Origin of the sequence: Sphingomonas sp. LR59, assembly GCF_036855945.1 — a bacterium.
Classification (GTDB): Bacteria; Pseudomonadota; Alphaproteobacteria; order Sphingomonadales; family Sphingomonadaceae; genus Sphingomonas.
The window spans coordinates 1974536-1991537 of sequence record NZ_JASPFL010000001.1; the positions used below are offsets into that span (position 1 = coordinate 1974536).

General features: G+C 65.5%; 14 protein-coding genes and 3 pseudogenes. 7 read left to right on the plus strand and 10 right to left on the minus strand.

Translation table 11 applies throughout. From position 1 onward, the window contains the following. Positions 1-93: 93 nt before the first annotated feature. The 8 genes and pseudogenes from QP164_RS09050 to QP164_RS09085 form a co-directional block, all read right to left on the minus strand. Positions 94-717, minus strand: coding sequence for an urea carboxylase-associated family protein (locus tag QP164_RS09050; protein WP_333922928.1), 624 nt, complete (start codon positions 715-717; stop codon positions 94-96). Beyond that, positions 714-1421 carry a guanitoxin biosynthesis heme-dependent pre-guanitoxin N-hydroxylase GntA gene (gntA, locus tag QP164_RS09055; protein WP_332754367.1) on the minus strand — a complete coding sequence of 236 codons (708 nt, stop codon included), beginning with the start codon at positions 1419-1421 and terminating at the stop codon, positions 714-716. Before gntA ends, QP164_RS09050 begins: the two co-directional genes overlap by 4 nt. 148 nt (positions 1422-1569) lie before the next feature. Beyond that, positions 1570-1911, minus strand: coding sequence for a hypothetical protein (locus QP164_RS09060; RefSeq protein WP_333922929.1), 342 nt, complete (start codon positions 1909-1911; stop codon positions 1570-1572). Then, positions 1908-2705 (minus strand): SDR family NAD(P)-dependent oxidoreductase, encoded by a 798-nt coding sequence (locus tag QP164_RS09065; protein WP_333922930.1) that lies wholly within the window; start codon positions 2703-2705, stop codon positions 1908-1910. Before QP164_RS09065 ends, QP164_RS09060 begins: the two co-directional genes overlap by 4 nt. 14 nt (positions 2706-2719) lie before the next feature. Next, entirely contained in the window at positions 2720-3484 is a 765-nt protein-coding gene (locus QP164_RS09070) for an SDR family oxidoreductase (protein ID WP_333922931.1), read from the minus strand. A gap of 142 nt (positions 3485-3626) precedes the next feature. Then, entirely contained in the window at positions 3627-4670 is a 1044-nt protein-coding gene (locus QP164_RS09075) for a phosphotransferase family protein (protein WP_333922932.1), read from the minus strand. 20 nt (positions 4671-4690) lie between these two features. Further along, positions 4691-5772, minus strand: a pseudogene (locus tag QP164_RS09080) (Zn-dependent alcohol dehydrogenase). A 189-nt stretch (positions 5773-5961) separates the two neighbouring features. Further along, positions 5962-7244: pseudogene (locus QP164_RS09085) on the minus strand (acyl-CoA dehydrogenase family protein). Between the two features lie 156 nt (positions 7245-7400). Between QP164_RS09085 and QP164_RS09090 the strand changes: the two are divergent. Then, positions 7401-8645 carry a TetR/AcrR family transcriptional regulator gene (locus QP164_RS09090; protein WP_333922933.1) on the plus strand — a complete coding sequence of 415 codons (1245 nt, stop codon included), beginning with the start codon at positions 7401-7403 and terminating at the stop codon, positions 8643-8645. A gap of 106 nt (positions 8646-8751) precedes the next feature. Beyond that, positions 8752-9147: a hypothetical protein gene (locus QP164_RS09095; RefSeq protein ID WP_121884536.1), complete on the plus strand. Its 396-nt coding sequence runs from the start codon at positions 8752-8754 to the stop codon at positions 9145-9147. A gap of 11 nt (positions 9148-9158) precedes the next feature. Here QP164_RS09095 and QP164_RS09100 read toward each other — a convergent pair whose 3' ends face one another. Together QP164_RS09100 and QP164_RS09105 are read right to left on the minus strand one after the other, a co-directional pair. Next, a complete protein-coding gene (locus tag QP164_RS09100; RefSeq protein WP_333922934.1) occupies positions 9159-10460 on the minus strand; it encodes a spinster family MFS transporter in 1302 nt (433 codons plus the stop codon). A 399-nt stretch (positions 10461-10859) separates the two neighbouring features. After that, complete coding sequence (locus tag QP164_RS09105) at positions 10860-11474, minus strand: glutathione S-transferase family protein (protein WP_332754376.1); 615 nt, start codon at positions 11472-11474, stop codon at positions 10860-10862. A gap of 73 nt (positions 11475-11547) precedes the next feature. On the opposite strand from QP164_RS09105, the pseudogene QP164_RS09115 reads away from it, so the two are divergent. The 5 genes and pseudogenes from QP164_RS09115 (at position 11548) to QP164_RS09135 (ending at position 16891) form a co-directional block, all read left to right on the plus strand. Continuing rightward, positions 11548-13139: pseudogene (locus QP164_RS09115) on the plus strand (class I adenylate-forming enzyme family protein). A gap of 130 nt (positions 13140-13269) precedes the next feature. Then, entirely contained in the window at positions 13270-14046 is a 777-nt protein-coding gene (locus QP164_RS09120; protein ID WP_333922936.1) for a thioesterase family protein, read from the plus strand. Positions 14047-14166: 120 nt separating this feature from the next. Further along, positions 14167-14700, plus strand: coding sequence for an EF-hand domain-containing protein (locus QP164_RS09125; RefSeq protein ID WP_165911402.1), 534 nt, complete (start codon positions 14167-14169; stop codon positions 14698-14700). A 68-nt stretch (positions 14701-14768) separates the two neighbouring features. After that, positions 14769-15488: a response regulator gene (locus QP164_RS09130; RefSeq protein WP_132740885.1), complete on the plus strand. Its 720-nt coding sequence runs from the start codon at positions 14769-14771 to the stop codon at positions 15486-15488. Positions 15489-15526: 38 nt separating this feature from the next. Then, positions 15527-16891: a sensor histidine kinase gene (locus tag QP164_RS09135; RefSeq protein WP_333922938.1), complete on the plus strand. Its 1365-nt coding sequence runs from the start codon at positions 15527-15529 to the stop codon at positions 16889-16891. Positions 16892-17002: the final 111 nt, after the last annotated feature.

The following is a 17002-nucleotide window of genomic DNA, read 5'->3' on the forward strand; positions in this document are numbered from 1 at the left end:
TCGGACGTCAAACGCCCGCACGCCCCAAATGGTCCCCACAAAGTCGTTACGCAAGCGTAGCGCGCGCCATGCGCACCCTGAGTTTGCGCCATCCTATCGCAGTCGAGGATTGGCTCCGATCGCATAATGGATCGGTTTGAAGGTGCCGCCGTTCGAATCCGGTGCTGAACACGCCGTCAGGCCGATGACGAGATCCATCGCCGCGCGGAAGACGATCTGGTCGCCCGCCTTGCTGATCGGGGGCAGGACACTGAGCTTGCCCGTATCTGCGTCGATCGGCACGTTCATGAAACAGTTGAACGCCGTCGGAATCCGATCGGGGATCACGCCATAAGGCTCAAGCGCCGCCGCGAGATTGCCAAAACACCCCCGATGCGGAGTCAGCGTCGGGTAGAAATGATGAAACGTGTCGTACGAGCACGGCGTCAGCAGAAAGTCGTGCCGGCCGACGTCATCCGCGACGATCTCCAGCATCGGCTGCGACCGGTTCGAATAGAGAATGTGACCCGTCGTCAGGTAGATCGTCTCAGCATAGTCAAGCGTCCGCCCCGAGGAGATGACCTCGTCGAGATCGTCGGCGTTGAATGCGAGCAGATCGGCAACCTGCTCGCCACGAGGGTCGATCACGGTCAGCGTCTCGCCCCGCGCGAGACGAAAGGCGGTGCCGCTGCGCTCCGGAATCTCGATCACGGCCAGCGCGTAGGTTACGTCCGTCATGACGATGCCCCCTGATAGGAAAACGGGCAGCGCCAGACATCGTCGACCGAGCGTCCGCTATATTGCCGAGCCTCGCTCATTTCGCCGTGACGCGTCAGCATGGGATTGCGCGACCCGGCGATAGCCTCGTCACGCACCATGATCTTTTCGCGCATCGTTTCGTAACGGCCTTGCGCACGCAGGATCGTGAACTGGTCGTGCAGATTGAACACCATCGTCGGACGCGCAAACTGTCGCGCGGGGCGGCTGGCATTAGGATGCAGGCCGACCACGAAGAACGCCTCGCCGCCGAAGCTAAGCGAGAAATGCGGGCTGTCCGGATCGGCACTCACGCGCTCGTCATATTCCTGTCCGCGCCAGACATCCTTGTCGGATAGCGACTGGATACGGTTCCAGAGATGCCGCTCGAAGGTCGGCTCGTCGAACGTCACCGGCTCGTCGAACACGACGGCAAAGCTCCGGAACAGGGCCGGATCTGCGCGGTATGCGGCTGCAAAGGTCAACAGGCCGTCATGGATACGAACGTCGTCCCATGCGGAGTCGATCCTATTGCAAGACAGCACTTCCAGCGTGCCCTTTGCGACCGCGGCTTTTGCGCCGACACACGGGAAGGTCGCTTCCGCTATGTGATCGCGGAGCAGCGCGACGTGCGTGTCCTGATCCTTGTGGCGCCAGGGAAATAATGATGACTGCTGGATTTCCATAGGAGCAAGGACGCTTTCCGGCGCCACCCGTTCCTTGCATTGCCGTGGGTTAAGGCGATTACGGGGGCGGTTCGGCAGAACATCTCACGACGCCTAATAGTAAATACCGCGTAACTTTAGAGAGTTGCCGGGTGCTAACCGCACAACGTCACGATGTGTCTGCTATAGAAAACCATTCCGCATAGGACGTCGTCCTTGCCATATGCCGGTTCAAATCGGGCGCGCCATCCGTCCACCATACCGGGCCTCTTTCCCCGAGGCCTCGCTTAGCCGTGTCGACCGCGGCATGTGCGGCATGCTCGCCTTCCACATCGCTGCGCCGTCGGGCTTGCGCCACAGCACGTCGCGCATCCATCAGATCGTGCACCAGACGATCCCGATCCGCATCGGACAGATCGGGGTTCGCCTTGCGCCACAACCGACCGCGGACGACGATGTAGCGACCGTCGGGCGTCGACAGCGGCGGCGGCTTGCCCGCGCTTCGGGTCACGCGGCGGTCTTGCCATACTCCTGGCGCGTTACCGGGTGGCTGGACGAGAGACCGCCGTCGACCGCGATCGCCTGGCCGTTGACGTAGCTCGCGTCGTCGGAGGCGAGGAACAGTGCAACCTTTGCCAATTCCTCGGGCTGCGCGCCGCGGTGGAGCGGGTTGAGGCGGCCGACGCGGCCCATCTTGTTCGCCTCGCGCGCGTAATCGAAGACGGGCTTGGTCATGCCGGTCTCGGTCAGGCCGGGGCAGATCGCGTTGACGCGGACGTTCGAGCCGGTGAGTTGCTGCGCGGAGACGGCGGCGAGATTGATGACGCCGGCCTTTGACGCAGAGTATGCGGGCGAGCCGGCGCCCGAGCGGATGCCGGCGACGCTCGCGGTGAGGACGATCGCGCCCTTCCCTCGCTCGGCGATGCGCGGGGCGGCGTGCTTGATCGCGAGGAACGGGCCGATCAGGTTGACGCGCAGCACTTCGGTGATGAGCGCGACGTCTGTGTCGAACAGGTTTGCCATGCCGCCCGAAATGCCGGCGTTAGCGAACATGACGTCGAGCCCGCCGAAGCTGTCGCAGGCGAGCGCGATCGTGCGGATCACGTCGTCTTCGAGGCCAGCGTCGATGCGGATCGCCTCGGCCGTACCGCCGGCTTGCGCGATCAGGTGGGCGGTTTCGTCCGCGCCTTCGGTCTTGTCGGCGACAATGACGCTGCCCCCTTCGCTCGCGAACAGGAGCGCGGCGGCGCGGCCGATGCCGGAACCTGCGCCGGTGACGATAATCGACTTGTTCTCGAAACGCATGAAGGTTCCTCCGGTTAGATCGTGACGCCGCCGTCGATGACCATCGTCTGGCCGGTCATGAATGCGCTGGCCTGCGAGGCGAGGAAGACGACCGCGCCGGCGATCTCCTCGGGCTCACCGATGCGACGTAAAGGCACGCTGGTGTTCGCCGCCTCGATCCGCTGCGGGTCTTCCCACAAGGCTCTCGCGAAGTCGGTCTTGATCAGACCGGGGGCGATGCAGTTCACGCGGACGTTGGACGGGCCGAACTCGACGGCGAGGTTGCGCGCGAGCTGCATGTCGGCGGCCTTGCTGATGCAATAGGCGCCGATCACCGGCGAACCGCGCAGGCCGCCGATCGAGGATATGATGATTATGCTGCCGCTGCGGCGCTCCAGCATCTCGGGCGCGACCATCTGGATCAGCCAGTGGTTGGAGACGATGTTGTTGTCGAGGATTTTCCGAAACTGGTCGTCGGCGATGCCGGCTTGCGGTCCGTAATAGGGGTTCGATGCGGCGTTGCAGACGAGGATGTCGATCCGGCCGAAGTTGGCGCGGGTCTGGTCCACGAGATGCTGGAGCCCGGCCTTGTCGGAGATGTTGGCGGCGATGGCGATTGCGGTGCCGTCGCCGTGCTTGGCATTGAGCTCCGCGGCGACGGCATCGCAGGCGTCCTGCTTGCGGCTGGAGATCACGATCTTGGCGCCGTGCTCGGCGAGTTCGCGTGCGGAGGCCAAGCCGATGCCGCGCGAGGAGCCGGTGACGATGGCGACCATCCCGATCAGGTCGAACTGCGACATCTTCTTCTGCTCCCGTGGCGACTTATCTCGAACCAAGTCCGTCACCCCAGCGAAAGCTGGGGTATCTCAGTTGGCTGGTGCTCCGATCCAAACCGGGAGATCCCAGCTTTCGCTGGGATGACGGGAGAATTCGGGGCATGAATTACGCTCCCGCCTTCACAGCGAACCCCCAGGCCGCATCGGCCAGCCCGTGGATCTTCGCCACCGTCTTCTCCGCCTGCGCGCTCGAAGCCGTCCCATCGACGATACGTTTCTTGATACCCTGGACGATGCCGGTCAGGCGGAAGAGGTTGTAGGCGAAATACCAGTTGAGATCGGGCACCCCGTCGCGGCCGGTGGCAGCGCAATAACGCTCGACGACCTGCTCGATCGTCGGAATGCCCGTCTCTGGCCCGGTCATGCCGAGCACGCCGGACCGCCCTTCGGGTTCGGTCACCCAGCTCATCAGCAGATACGAGAAATCTGCGAGCGGATCGCCGAGCGTCGATAATTCCCAGTCAAGCACCGCGATCACCTTGGCCTCAGCCGGCGCGAAGATCATGTTGTCGATGCGGTAGTCGCCGTGGACGATCGAGGTCCGCGTCTGCTCGGGCAGCGTACGCGGCAGCCATTCGATCAGGCGTTCGACCGAGTCCATGTGCTCGGTCTCGGCCGCGCGATATTGCTTGGTCCAGCGGCCGACCTGGCGCTCGAAATAATTGCCGGGCTTGCCGTACTCGCCGAGCCCCGCCGCCGCGTAATCGGTGTTGTGGAGCGCGGCGAGCGTGTCGACCATCGCCTCGTAATGCGCAGTCCGCTCGGCGGGTTTCGCGCCGGGCATCGCGCCGTCCCAGATCGTCCGGCCCTCGACCATCTCCATGACGTAGAATGCCGAGCCGATCACGGCCGCGTCTTCGCAAAGCCCATAAGGTCGGGGGACGGGAAAGCCGGTCGGGTGCAGCCCGGCGATGACGCGGTATTCGCGATCGACGGCGTGTGCGCTCGGGAGGATCGGGCCGAAGGGTTTCCGTCGCAGGACATAGGCACGGTCTGGCGTGTCGAGGCGGTAGGTCGGGTTCGACTGGCCGCCGGCGAACTTCGCGTAGGTTAGCGGGCCGGCATAGCCTGGTACGTTGGCGGTCATCCACGTCCCGAGCGCGTCGAGATCGAGCTTGTCGCGCTCGCCGACCTCTATCGTGCCGACCATGCTGGTAGATGCGTCGCTCGTCACGAGAAGGTGATCACGCTGCGGGTGGTGTCACCGCGACGAAGCTCGTCGAACGCGTCGTTGATACGCTCCAGCGGCATCCGGTCGGCGATGATCGTGTCGAGATCGAGCAAACCGCGCATGTAGAAGTCGACCAGCCGCGGGATGTCGACCGGGAAGCGGTTCGAGCCCATGAACCCGCCCTGCAGGCGCTTGCCCGAGAGCAGGTCCATCGCCGACAGTCCGACCTTCTCGCCGAGCGGCATCATCCCGAGGATCGTCGCGGTGCCCCCGCGACGCAGGACCTTCACCGCGGTGGCCGCCGATTGCGCACGGCCGACCGCCTCGATCGCATGGTGCACGCCGCCCTTGGTGATCGCGACGACCTCGTCCGCGGCGGTGTCGGACAGCGCGTCGATGCTGTGCGTTGCGCCGAGCTTCTCCGCCATCGCGCGCTTCTCGGGAACGGGATCGAGCGCGATGATCTTGCCAGCGCCCGCGATTTTCGCGGCGTTCACCGCTGCCAGCCCGATCCCACCGCAGCCGACCACGCACACCGTCTCGCCCGGCGTCACGTCGGTGGTGTTGAACACCGCCCCCGCCCCCGTCGTGATCGCGCAGCCGAGCAGCGCCGCGCGGTCCATCGGCATGTCGCGGTCGATCGCCACGCAGGCGTGTTCGTGGACCAGCATCATCTCCGCATAGGCGCTGAGGTTCAGCATCTGCGCGATCGGCCGGTCGCCGAGCATGAGGCGGGGGCCGCGCCCTTGGGACGGCGCACGCTGGCGTCGATGCACAGCGACATCCGGCCGGTGACGCAGAACTCGCATTGGCCGCAGAAGGCCGAGAGACAGGTGACGACATGGTCGCCGACCTTCACGCCGCGCACTTCGTCGCCGATCGCCTCGACCACACCGCAAGCCTCATGCCCCGGAATCGTCGGCATCGCGTGCGGATAGGCGCCGTCGACAAAATGTAGGTCGGACCGGCACACGCCGACCGCGACGGTGCGGATCAGTACCTCATGCGCCGTCGGCTTCGAGACGGTCACGTCCTCGATGCTGAGCGGGGTGTTGGCTTCGAAAAGGACTGCGGCTTTCATGTCTGCCTTTCGTATTTTTGTGGTCGGGGCACTCCACCCAGCCCGTTATTCCGAAGTCCGCCCCTCCACCAAATCCGTCACCCCAGCGAAAGCTGGGGTATCCCGGTTGGCAGGCGCCGCGACCCGAATGGGGAGATCCCAGCTTTCGCTGGGATGACGGGGGATAGCGGACGAACGGACGGAGAAAACCTACCGGCTCACCCCGACATCCCCGCTGGAAACGCCGCCCTTACGGAAGTCCCCATATTTCCCGAACTCGTTGCGCGCGATCGAGCGGTTGTGGACCTCGTCCGGGCCATCCGCGAACCGGAGAGTCCGCATCGCCGCCCAGTCATGCGCCAACCGGAAATCGCCCGAGACCCCCCGCCGCCATGCGCCTGAATCGCGTCGTCGAGGATCCTGAGCGCCATGTTCGGCGCGGCGACCTTGATCATCGAGATCTCGATCTGCGCGGATTTGTTGCCAGCCTTGTCCATCATGTCCGCCGCCTTGAGGCAGAGCAAACGAGTCATCTCGATGTCGATCCGGGCGGTGGCGATGCGCTCCTCCCAGACCGAGAAGTCGGCGATCCGCTTGCCGAACGCGACCCGGTCGAGCAATCGCCGCGCCATCGCCTCGATCGCGGTCTCGGCGACACCGATGGTGCGCATGCAGTGATGAATACGGCCCGGCCCAAGCCGCCCCTGCGCGATCTCGAACCCGCGCCCCTCGCCGAGCAGCACGTTCTCGACCGGCACGCGGACATTCTCCAGTACGACCTCACCATGCCCGTGCGGCGCGTGGTCATAGCCATACACGGAGAGCATCCGCTTGATCGTCACGCCGGGCGTGTCCATCGGCACGAGGATCTGGCTCTGCTGCTGGTGCCGCGAGCCCTCCAAGCTCGTCTTGCCCATCACGATCGCGATCTTGCAGCGCGGATCGCCGACGCCCGACGACCACCATTTGGTACCGTTGATGACGTAGTGATCGCCGTCGCGCACCATCGACGTCTCGATGTTGGTCGCGTCCGACGACGCCACCGCGGGCTCGGTCATCAGGAACGCCGAGCGGATCTCGCCGCGCATCAGCGGGCCGAGCCACCGGTCCTTCTGCTCGCGCGTGCCATAGCGGTGAAACACCTCCATGTTGCCGGTATCGGGCGCCGAGCAGTTGAAACACTCGCTCGCCCAACTGACCTTGCCCATCTCCTCCGCGCATAACGCATATTCGAGATTGGTCAGCTGCGTGCCTTCGAACTCGAACAGATCGTCGACGTGCGTCTGGCCCGAATGCGGTGGCATGAAGAAATTCCACAAGCCCGCGGCCTTGGCCTTCTCCTTCATCTCCTCGATCACCGGAATCACCTTCCAGCGCTCGCCTTCATGCGCCTGCTGGTCGTAATCGGCCTGTCGCGGGCGAATATTCTGGTCGATGAAATCCCGGACCCGATCCCGGAAATACGTCTCTCGTTCGCTCAGCGTAAAATCCATGCGGGCTCTCCGTTCGTTATCACTTTTGCGGCGGGTTAGACCATACCGCACATTCGGTAAAGCGTGCGGAGCGGTCCCGAAAGCATGTTTTCAAGTCCGCCCTGAAAGCGCCTAAAAAGCACTGTATCTTCAAATCGAAGCTGTTAGGGTGTTTCGATGAAGGTTCCGGCAGAGGCCAGCGACGAGAGCGAACAGGGGACCAAGCGCTTCCGTGCGAAGCGTGACGCGATCCTCGCCGCAGCGGCAGAAGCGATCAACGAACAGAGTGCCAAGGGCATGACGTTCGCGGACGTGGCGCGGCGCGTCGGGCTCAACACGACGAGCGTTACCTATTATTTCAAGCGCAAGGAAGACCTCGCGGCAGCGGCGTTCGAGAACACGCTCGAATCGCTGATCGCAATGCTCGACGTCGCGGCGGAAGAAGCAACGCCGGAGGACCGCGTTCGGCGCTATCTCGCGCTCAACATGGACCGGCTCGGGCGGATCCAGCGCGGCGAGGAAAAGGCGTTCGCGGTCCTCTCCGATCTGCGCGCGACCGAAGAGCCGATGCGCGGCCGGCTGATGGCGGGCTGGCGCGAGGTGTTCCGTCGCACGCGGCTGTTGTGGGGGCCGACTTCATCGCGCGCACAGACCGATCTCAACGGCGCACGCGCGCACGTGCTGCTCGAGAATACGTTCTGGCTGCCGATCTGGCTGACGCGGTACGAGCCCGATCAATATGGCCGGGTCGAGGAACGTCTGATGGACGTGTTCGCGCACGGCATCGCGGGCAAGGACGCCAAATGGTCGCCGAAGCTGCTCGACCTCAGCCATGACGAGGCCGAACCGGGGCGCGAGGCGTTCCTGCTCGCCGCGACGCGCCTGATCAACGAGCTCGGCTATCGCGGCGCCTCGGTGCAGAAGATCGCATCGGAGCTGAACGTGACCAAGGGCAGCTTCTACCACCATCTCGACGCGAAGGACGACCTCGTCATCGCGTGCTACCGCCGCAGCTTCGACACGATCGCCGATGCGCAGAGCCGCGGCGAAGCCGAGGGCGGGAGCTATTGGCACAAGCTGTCGAGCACCGTCGCGACGTTGCTCGACGTGCAGTTTGCCGAGCGTGGGCCGTTGCTGCGCACTACGGCGCTGAGCGGCCTGCCGGTCGGCGTGCGCAACGCGATGGTCGATCGCTCGAACGGCATCGCGCGGCGTTACGCCGGTATGATGATGGACGGGATCGGCGAGGGCTCGATCCGCGCGGTCGATGCGCTGATCGCGGCGCAGGCGTTGATGGCGCTCCAGAACGCCGCGTTCGACATGCGCAAATGGGCGTCGACGATGCCGCGCGAGCGAGCGATCGCGATGTATGCCTCGACGCTGATGTTCGGGCTGTTCGACGATCGGATGGCGAAGGCCTGACGCCAGTCGGCATGACGGCATAGGCGGCGACAATCGCACTCGTAACGGTTTGGTTACGCGCCGTTAACGCCGAGCGGCCGATCCCGACACCTCCACGGAGGGCGTCATGCACACGATCACGACCGATCTCGACACCGGCATCATCGAAGTCGAGGCGTCCGGATTCTGGACGATCCCGCATGTCGAGGGCTTCCTCCGCGATCTGGACGGCGAGGCACGGCGCGTGCTGGCGACCGGCAAGCGTCACATGCTGCTGGGCAATTTCTCGCGATCCGCGATCCAGCCCCAGGAAGTGGTGGCGATGCTCCAGCGCGTGGCTCTGACCATCCCGCTGAAATCCCGGAAAGTCGCCTTGTTCACCGACGGCAAGCTCGCGCGGTTGCAGGTGAAGCGGATCGTCGCGGTGCGCGACGACATGGCGGTATTTGATGACCGGACAAGCGCGATGACATGGTTGTTGGCGGATGCGTTGGCCCGCCCTGCCGCCGCCCAGCCAAGCTGACGACGAAGCGGTTACCTAGCAGCATCCTCCGCGCGCTTCAGCAGAACCCCGGCACGCCAATAGTGGAAAAGCGCCCACGGCGTCATCAGCACGATGATCACCAGCGCATAGCGCAGCGAATCCTCGCCAAAGCCCGGCTTCAAAAGGTCGCTCAGCCAGCCCACCAGCGTCGGCCCGAGTCCCAGCCCGACCAGGTTGATCACCAGCAACGTGATCGCCGCCCACATCGCGCGGATCTGCAACGGCGCGAGATGCTGGATCAGCGCGAAGCTAGGCCCGAGATAGGAATTGGCGAAGATCAGTGACACGAAATAGCTGCCGATCGCGATCGCCGGCGCGTCGATCAGGTAGAAGGCGAGCGCGAACGGGAGGGAAAGCCCCTTCATCACCAGCACCACCCAGGCCTGGACGTGGAGGCCGTGACGCTTGGCGAGGACATCCGCGATCTTGCCGCCCGCCAGCGCCGAGATCGCGCCGAACAGCGCCCCCGGCAGCGCGATATAGCGCGAGATGTCGAGCATCGAGATGCCGAGCGACCGCTGGATATAGCTCGGGCCCCAGCCGGTCAGCGCGTAGCCGATCATCGATGTCAGCGTGACGCCGACCACCAAGTGTCGCGCCGGTGCGCTCGCCCACATCGAGGCGAAGCCTTGCGCGACGCTCGGCATCGGCGCCGCTACGGCGCGTGCCGCGTCGGACAAGCCGCGGCGAGGCTCGACCATGAACAGGCGAACTAGAATCGCCAGCGCGATCCCCGGTAGACCGACCGTCATCATCGCGATCCGCCAACCGTACGAGTGCGCAACGACGCCGCCGATCAGCGTGCCGAAGCCCGCGCCCAGTACGACGCCGAGCGAGTACACCGCCATCGCACTGGCACGCTTCTCGGGTGGGTAGAGATCGGCGATGATCGAATGACTAGGCGGGCTCGACCCCGCCTCGCCGATGCCGACGCCTATCCGGAAAAGCATCAGCTGCGTGAAATTCTGCGCGAGCCCGCACAGCGCGGTCATCGCGCTCCAGATCGTCAGGCTGGCGGCGATGATGTTGCGGCGGCTGGTGCGATCCGCGAGTCGTGCGACCGGGATGCCGAGCGTCGCGTAGAAGATCGCGAAGACGAGTCCGGACAGCAGCCCGAGTTGCGTATCGGTCAGCAGCAGGTCCGCCTTGATCCGCTCGAGCAGGATCGCGAGGATCTGGCGGTCCATATAACTGAAGAAATAGGTGAAGGTGAGCAGCGCGAGCGTCAGGCCCCGTCGCTTCATTGCCAAGGCATCGGCGATCTCGGGATGGGACTGATACGCTGCAGCCATCGGCAATACCTCGAAGTCGAAACAGACCTTACGCTAGGGCAATCGAGACGTACCAGACAAGCTAAAGCTGCACGCCGGGCACATCTGCGACGAGCCGAGGGCATGCCGTCGCAAGGCGGAATTATCGCGCCGGAGCATAGCGTTGCGCGTTTCGGGGTGTGGCGGGTGGCTCGCGGGAAGGACGGCGGAAGATGCGTCCTCGTTCGGGTCGCTCTTCCGCCTTATCCCCTCTCCAACGTCGTGTCCGGGCTCGTCTCGCATCGTCGATGGAGCGGAGCGTCCGGGCAATCTGAATACCGGGTATGCGGCCCCCTCGCATAGATTCGCGGCTTTGCAAAGCGACTTTTGCCGATCCTGGCAGTCTTGGTAAAATCGGACAGCTGGATGTGCCGCTGCCGTTCACGCTTGCGAGCTTGGTCGGGCGGTGGCGCGGGCGTGCCACGCCTTCAGGTGCGCCAGATCGTCGGGCACTGCGATGCCGACGAACTTCGCGAAGTCGATCGTCGTCAGCAGAACGATGTCGGCGATCGTGTAACGCTCCCCGTCGAGCCAGTCGCGACCCGCGAGCGCATGATCGAACTCCGTCATCGCCGCGAGTACACGGGGGCGCTGGCTTTCACCGAACTCGGTATATTGCGGCTGGACGATCCGCGCGGTCCAAGGATGCGTGTGCAGCCAGACCATCGACAGTGGAGTCATCAGCCGCAATTCGATCCGCCGCGTCCACATGTCGATCTCGGCGATGTTATGCGCGCCGTGGCCAAACAGCGGCGGATCGGGGTGGAGCATCTCGAAATAGCGGCAGATCGCGACGCTTTCGGTCAGCACGCGCCCATCGTCGAACGCCAGCGCGGGGGTCTGACCCAGCGCGTTGACCGACAGGAACGCCTCCGCCTTGTGCTCGGCCTTTGGGATCGAAATCTGCGCCATGGGTACGCGGATATGCTTTTCGGCGAGGAAGATGCGGACGCGGCGCGGGTTGGGCGCGGGCAGCGCGCTATCGTAGAACAGCATCGGCGTCTCCTCGATATCAGTTTTCGAATATACCGTATGGCATTGCCGGGCGCGTTCGCCTAGCGATGCGCGAATGACGACTGCCGCAGACATGCTCGCCACGGGCTTTGCCACCCTGCCCGATCTGATCCGTGCGCACGCACTCGAACGGGGGATCGTACCGCCGTCGCCGGCGCACAGGGCAGCATCGACTATCGGACGCTGGACGCGATGATGGACCGGGTCGCGGCGGCGTTGCAGCGCGACGGCGTGAAATCGGGTCAGGCGGTCGCGATCGTCGCTGCGGCGTCGACCGACTATGCGGCGGCTTTCCTTGGTGCGGTACGCGCAGGGTGTGCCGCAACGCCGATCGCGCCATCCGCTACGCCGGCGGCGATCGCGGCGATGACTGCGGATAGTGGCGCGCCGATCGTGTTCTTCGATGCGGCAAATGCGCGGGCGTTGGAAGGGCAATCTCTTACGGCCAACGTGGTATTGTTCCCCCGCGAAGGCGGGCATCCAGTCTGGGCCCCCGCCTTCGCGGGGGAACAAGCTTTTCTAGCTTTCGAGGACTGGCTCGCTCCTCTCGACGCGAAACCAACCCCGGTCGAAATAGCGCCCGATGACCCGTTCAATATCATCTACTCGTCCGGCACGACCGGCACGCCGAAGGGCATCGTCCAGAGCCACGCGATGCGCTGGGCTCACATTTCGCGCAACACCGCCGCGGGGTTCGACACCGCGGTGACGATGATCGCCACGCCGCTCTATTCGAACACCACGCTGGTCAGCTTCCTGCCGACGCTCGGCTGGGGCGGTACCATCGTGCTGATGGGCAAGTTCGACGCGCGCGCCTATCTCGAACTCGCGCAGCGCTATCATGCGACGCATACGATGCTGGTCCCGGTCCAGTATCAGCGGATCATGGCGCTGCCCGATTTCGACGTCTTCGACCTGTCGGCATTCCGCTTCAAGACCAGCACCAGCGCGCCGTTCTCCGCGACGCTGAAGGCCGACGTCGTCGCACGCTGGCCGGGTTTGCTCGTCGAATTCTACGGCATGACCGAGGGCGGCGCGAGTTGCGCGCTGAACGCCACCGCCAACCCGACCAAGCTCCACACCGTCGGCCAGCCGATGCCGGGGCACGAGATCCGCCTGATCGACGACGACGGCAACGAGGTCGCGCCCGGCGAGATGGGCGAGGTCGTTGGCCGCAGCCCGGCGATGATGAACGGCTATCACGGCCGCACCGAAGCCACGCGCGATGCGGAATGGTATGACGCCGATGGCAACCGCTACATCCGCCACGGCGACGTCGGACGGTTCGACGAGGACGGTTTCCTCACGCTGATGGACCGCAAGAAGGACCTGATCATCTCGGGCGGGTTCAACATCTATCCGTCTGATCTGGAAGCGGTGCTCGCGCAGCATCCCGCGGTGGCGGACTGCGCGGTGATCGGCGTGCCTTCTGAGGCGTGGGGCGAGACGCCGGTGGGGTTCTATGTGCCGCACGATGGAGCGACCGAAGATGCGCCTTCGATCCTGGCGTGGGCGAACGCGCAGCTCGGCAAGACGCAGCGCTTGTCGGCCCTGCACGTCGCGGACGAACTACCTCGCAGTGCGATCGGCAAGGTCCTGAAGCGCGAACTCCGCGACCGGCTCGCCTCAACAGTCCCGTCATCCTGACGAAAGTCAGGACCCAGGACCACAAGTGCCCCGATCCTTGGCTCTGGGTCCTGACTTTCGTCAGGATGACGACGGAGGCCAAATCGGAGTTCGACACGCGCAATCACCCGCAGATGAGAGAGCTAAACCCATGACCACTCTCAAACAGGCGATCGACGCCTTGGAGCTGACCGAGGGCGGCTGGCGCGGCACGGTGCCGGAGAACTGGGCGCAGGGGCGCACGGCATATGGTGGCTTCTCGGCGGCATTGGCACTCCATGTCGCGCAGCAGTCCGACGTCGCCCTGCCGCCGCTGCGGTCTGCGCAGGTGTCGTTCATCGGGCCATTATCGGGCGAGATCGTGATCCGGGCGAGCCGGCTGCGGCGCGGACGCAACGCGGCGTTCGTCCAGGCCGACGTCGAGAGCGCGGCCGGGCTCGGGCTCCGTGCGACGTTCGTGTTCATGGCGGCGGTCGAATCGCGTGTCGATCACCAGAGCGGTCGAGCGCCGGACTTCCCGATGCCAAAGCCGGACGCGCAGACGTTCCGCGGCCACAGCGCGGTGGCGTTCTCGCGCAACTTCGACCTGCTCGATCGCCGCGACGACAGCGTCGGGCCGGCGGAATGGCTCCGTTGGGCGCGGCTGATCGAGCGCGAAGGGCTCGATCCGATGGTCGAACTGATCGCGATCGCGGACTGCCTGCCGCCTGCCGCGCTGAAGCTGCTCGGCGGCCCCGCCCCGCTCAGTTCGATGACGTGGTTGCTCAACATTCTCGGGCCGCAGCCGGTGACGCGCGACGGCTGGTGGCTGCTCCGCGCGACCACCGACTACACGCGGGAGGGCAATTCGAGCCAGCAGATGACGATCTGGAACGCCGACGGCACGCCGGTTGCGGAACAGATGCAGAGCGTCGCGATCTTCGCCTGAACTTCGCGTGTTCGAGATATCTTGCGACACATTGGCGTCGCGGCGGTAAAAGCCTGCGACAACCAGGGTTTAGAGCGGCGTTATTCGATGGGAATTCGTCCCACTCCGCCGGAGACCGACATGCGCAAGACCGTCCTCACCCTGATGCTCGCCGCCAGTGCGATCACGTCCGCTGCCAGTGCACAAACCGCCCCTACCCCTACCCCTGCGCCGCGTCCGCCGATGCGTCAGGATGCCAACCGCGACGGTGTCGCCACGCGCGCCGAAGCAATCGCACAGGCCGATGCGCGGTTCGCGCAGATGGATACCGATCATGACGGCCGAGTGACCGCCGGCGAGATGCGCGCCTATCGGACCGCGATGCACGACCGAATGATCGCCAGCGGTCGCGACGTGCCGGTGCCGCCGCCGGGTGGTGCGAAGCATGACGGCATGGGTCGCCGGATGGATCCGAACGGCGACGGCAGCGTGACCCGCGAAGAGTTCGAGGCGCGCGCGCTCAAGCGGTTCGACCGGATGGACGCCAATCACGACGGCATGATCGACGCGACCGAGCGCGCCAATGCCGCCGAGATGCGCCACGTCGATCGTCGCGAACGCCGTCAGGGCGTCACCCCGCCCGCACCAGCGACAGTGCCCGCCCCCGCCCAATAATTTGGAAAGGGGGAGGCACCGCGTCCCGGTGCTTCCCCTGGACAGTCGCCATGCTAGACACTGCCCCGATGGGAGATATGCCGCATCTGTTGCTCGTCGACGACGAGCGCTCGATCCGCGAGCCACTGGCCGCGTACCTCACCAAACAGGGGTTTCGCGTCACGCAGGCGGGCGATGCGGAGAGCGCAAGAACGCGGCTGACGGCGTATGCGATCGATCTCGTCATTCTCGACATCATGATGCCGGGCGAGGACGGTCTGTCGCTCTGCCGCCATATCGCCGCGACCAGCGACGTGCCCGTCATCCTGCTGACCGCGCGGACCGAGGAGACCGATCGGATCGTCGGGCTCGAAATGGGCGCGGACGATTACGTCGTGAAGCCGTTCTCGCCGCGCGAACTCGCGACCCGCGTGAAGGTCATTTTACGCCGCGCGACCGCGGGCGGTGCGCGGCAGCATGCGCCCGAGGCGAACGCCTATGCCTTTGCCGGCTGGGTGCTGAAATCGGGCGAACGCGCGCTGGTCGACCGCGAAGGCGTGTCGGTGCCGCTGTCGACCGGCGAATACAACCTCCTGCTCGCGCTCGTCACGCGGCCGCGCCAGGTGCTCACGCGCGACCAGCTGCTCGACCTGACGCAGGGACGCGAAGCCGCGGCGTTCGATCGTGCGGTCGACAACCAGGTCAGCCGGTTGCGGCGCAAGATAGAGACCGATGCCAAGACGCCCGAGTTGATCAAGACGGTCTGGGGCGGCGGCTACACGCTGGCCGCCGAAGTGACCCGTCTGTGATCGCGCGCCTGTGATCACCCGCCCGTGATCCTACGCTCATGACCCGCCCCTGGCCGCGCAATCTGGCCGGGCAGATGGCGTTGCTGATCGCGCTCGCGCTGTTCGTCGCGCAGGCGATCAACTTCGGGCTGGTCCTGCGCGATCGGATCGAGTTTCGCCTTTCGCAAGCGACCCGCCCGGTCGCGACCCGGATCGCCGATGCGCTCGACCGCGAGGCGCATGGCGGGCGTCCCCTGACCGCGGACCGCGGCCGCGTCCGCCGTCTTCCCGCCGATCCGATCCGACAGATAGGAAACGAGCGCCATCCCGAGGTTGCCGCCGAACTTCGCCGCCAGCTCGCGGATCAGGGCGTGACGGTAGGGCGGATCGATACCGGGCTGCAGCCCTCGACGCTCGACGACGACAGCGACCGCGACAATCGCCGCCGTGCGGGGATCCGCCGCGGCGAGCGCGATGGCGCCACGCTGTTGATCGCGGTCGAACAACCCGGCCGCGGCTGGCTGACGATCACCGCGCCGTGGCCGCAACCCGGCGCGCGCCTGCTGTTCGCGTTGCTGAGCCAGACGGCGATCCTCTACATCATCGTCCTGTTGCCGGTGCTGTGGATCGTCCGCCGGCTGTCGCGACCGCTGCGCGATCTTCGCGTGGCGGCGGAGCGGTTCCGGCCGGGCGAACCCGGCGTGCCGATGCCGGCGGAAGGGCCCGACGACGTCGCGGCGCTGATCACCGCGTTCAACGCGCTGCGGTTGCGCGTGACGGGCATGCTCGACGAGAAGGACCGCATGCTCGGCGCGATCGGGCATGATCTTCGCACGCCGCTCGCCGCGCTGCGCGTGCGGATCGAGTCGGTCGAAGACGACACCGATCGCGCCAAGATGATCGATACGGTGGCGGAAATGAACCGGACGCTCGACGATATCCTGTCGCTGGCTAGGCTGGGGCGGCCGAGCGAGCCGCCGACCGATGTCGATCTGGCCGCGTTGGTCGATGCGGTGGTCGAGGATTTTCGCGACATCGGCAGCGAGGTGAGCTTCATCGAGGCGGACCGCTTGCGGATGCGGCTGCGGCCGTCGCTGATGCGCCGTGCGGTGCGCAATCTGATCGAGAATGCGGTGAAATACGGCGTGTCGGCGGAGGTGCGGGTCGAGGCTGGAGCGAAGACCGTGGCGATCGTCGTCGCGGATCAAGGCCCGGGCATTCCCGAGGACCGGATGGGCGACGTGTTCGACGCCTTCACGCGACTGGAGAGTTCGCGCAACCGGGAGACGGGAGGGATTGGCCTAGGTCTGGCCTTGGCACGCGCGATCGTGCGCGAGGCCGGCGGAGAAATCCGACTGGTGAACCGTGCCCCGTCAGATCAGGCTGGCGGCGGCCTCGACGCGATCATCGAACTGCCCCGCTAGTTCTGCTCCCTCTCCCCTCCGGGGAGAGGGTCGGGGTGAGGGGCAGCCGAGCAGGGTAACGCCTGGAACAGCCCCTCACCCCAGCCCTCTCCCCGCAGGGGAGAGGGAGCA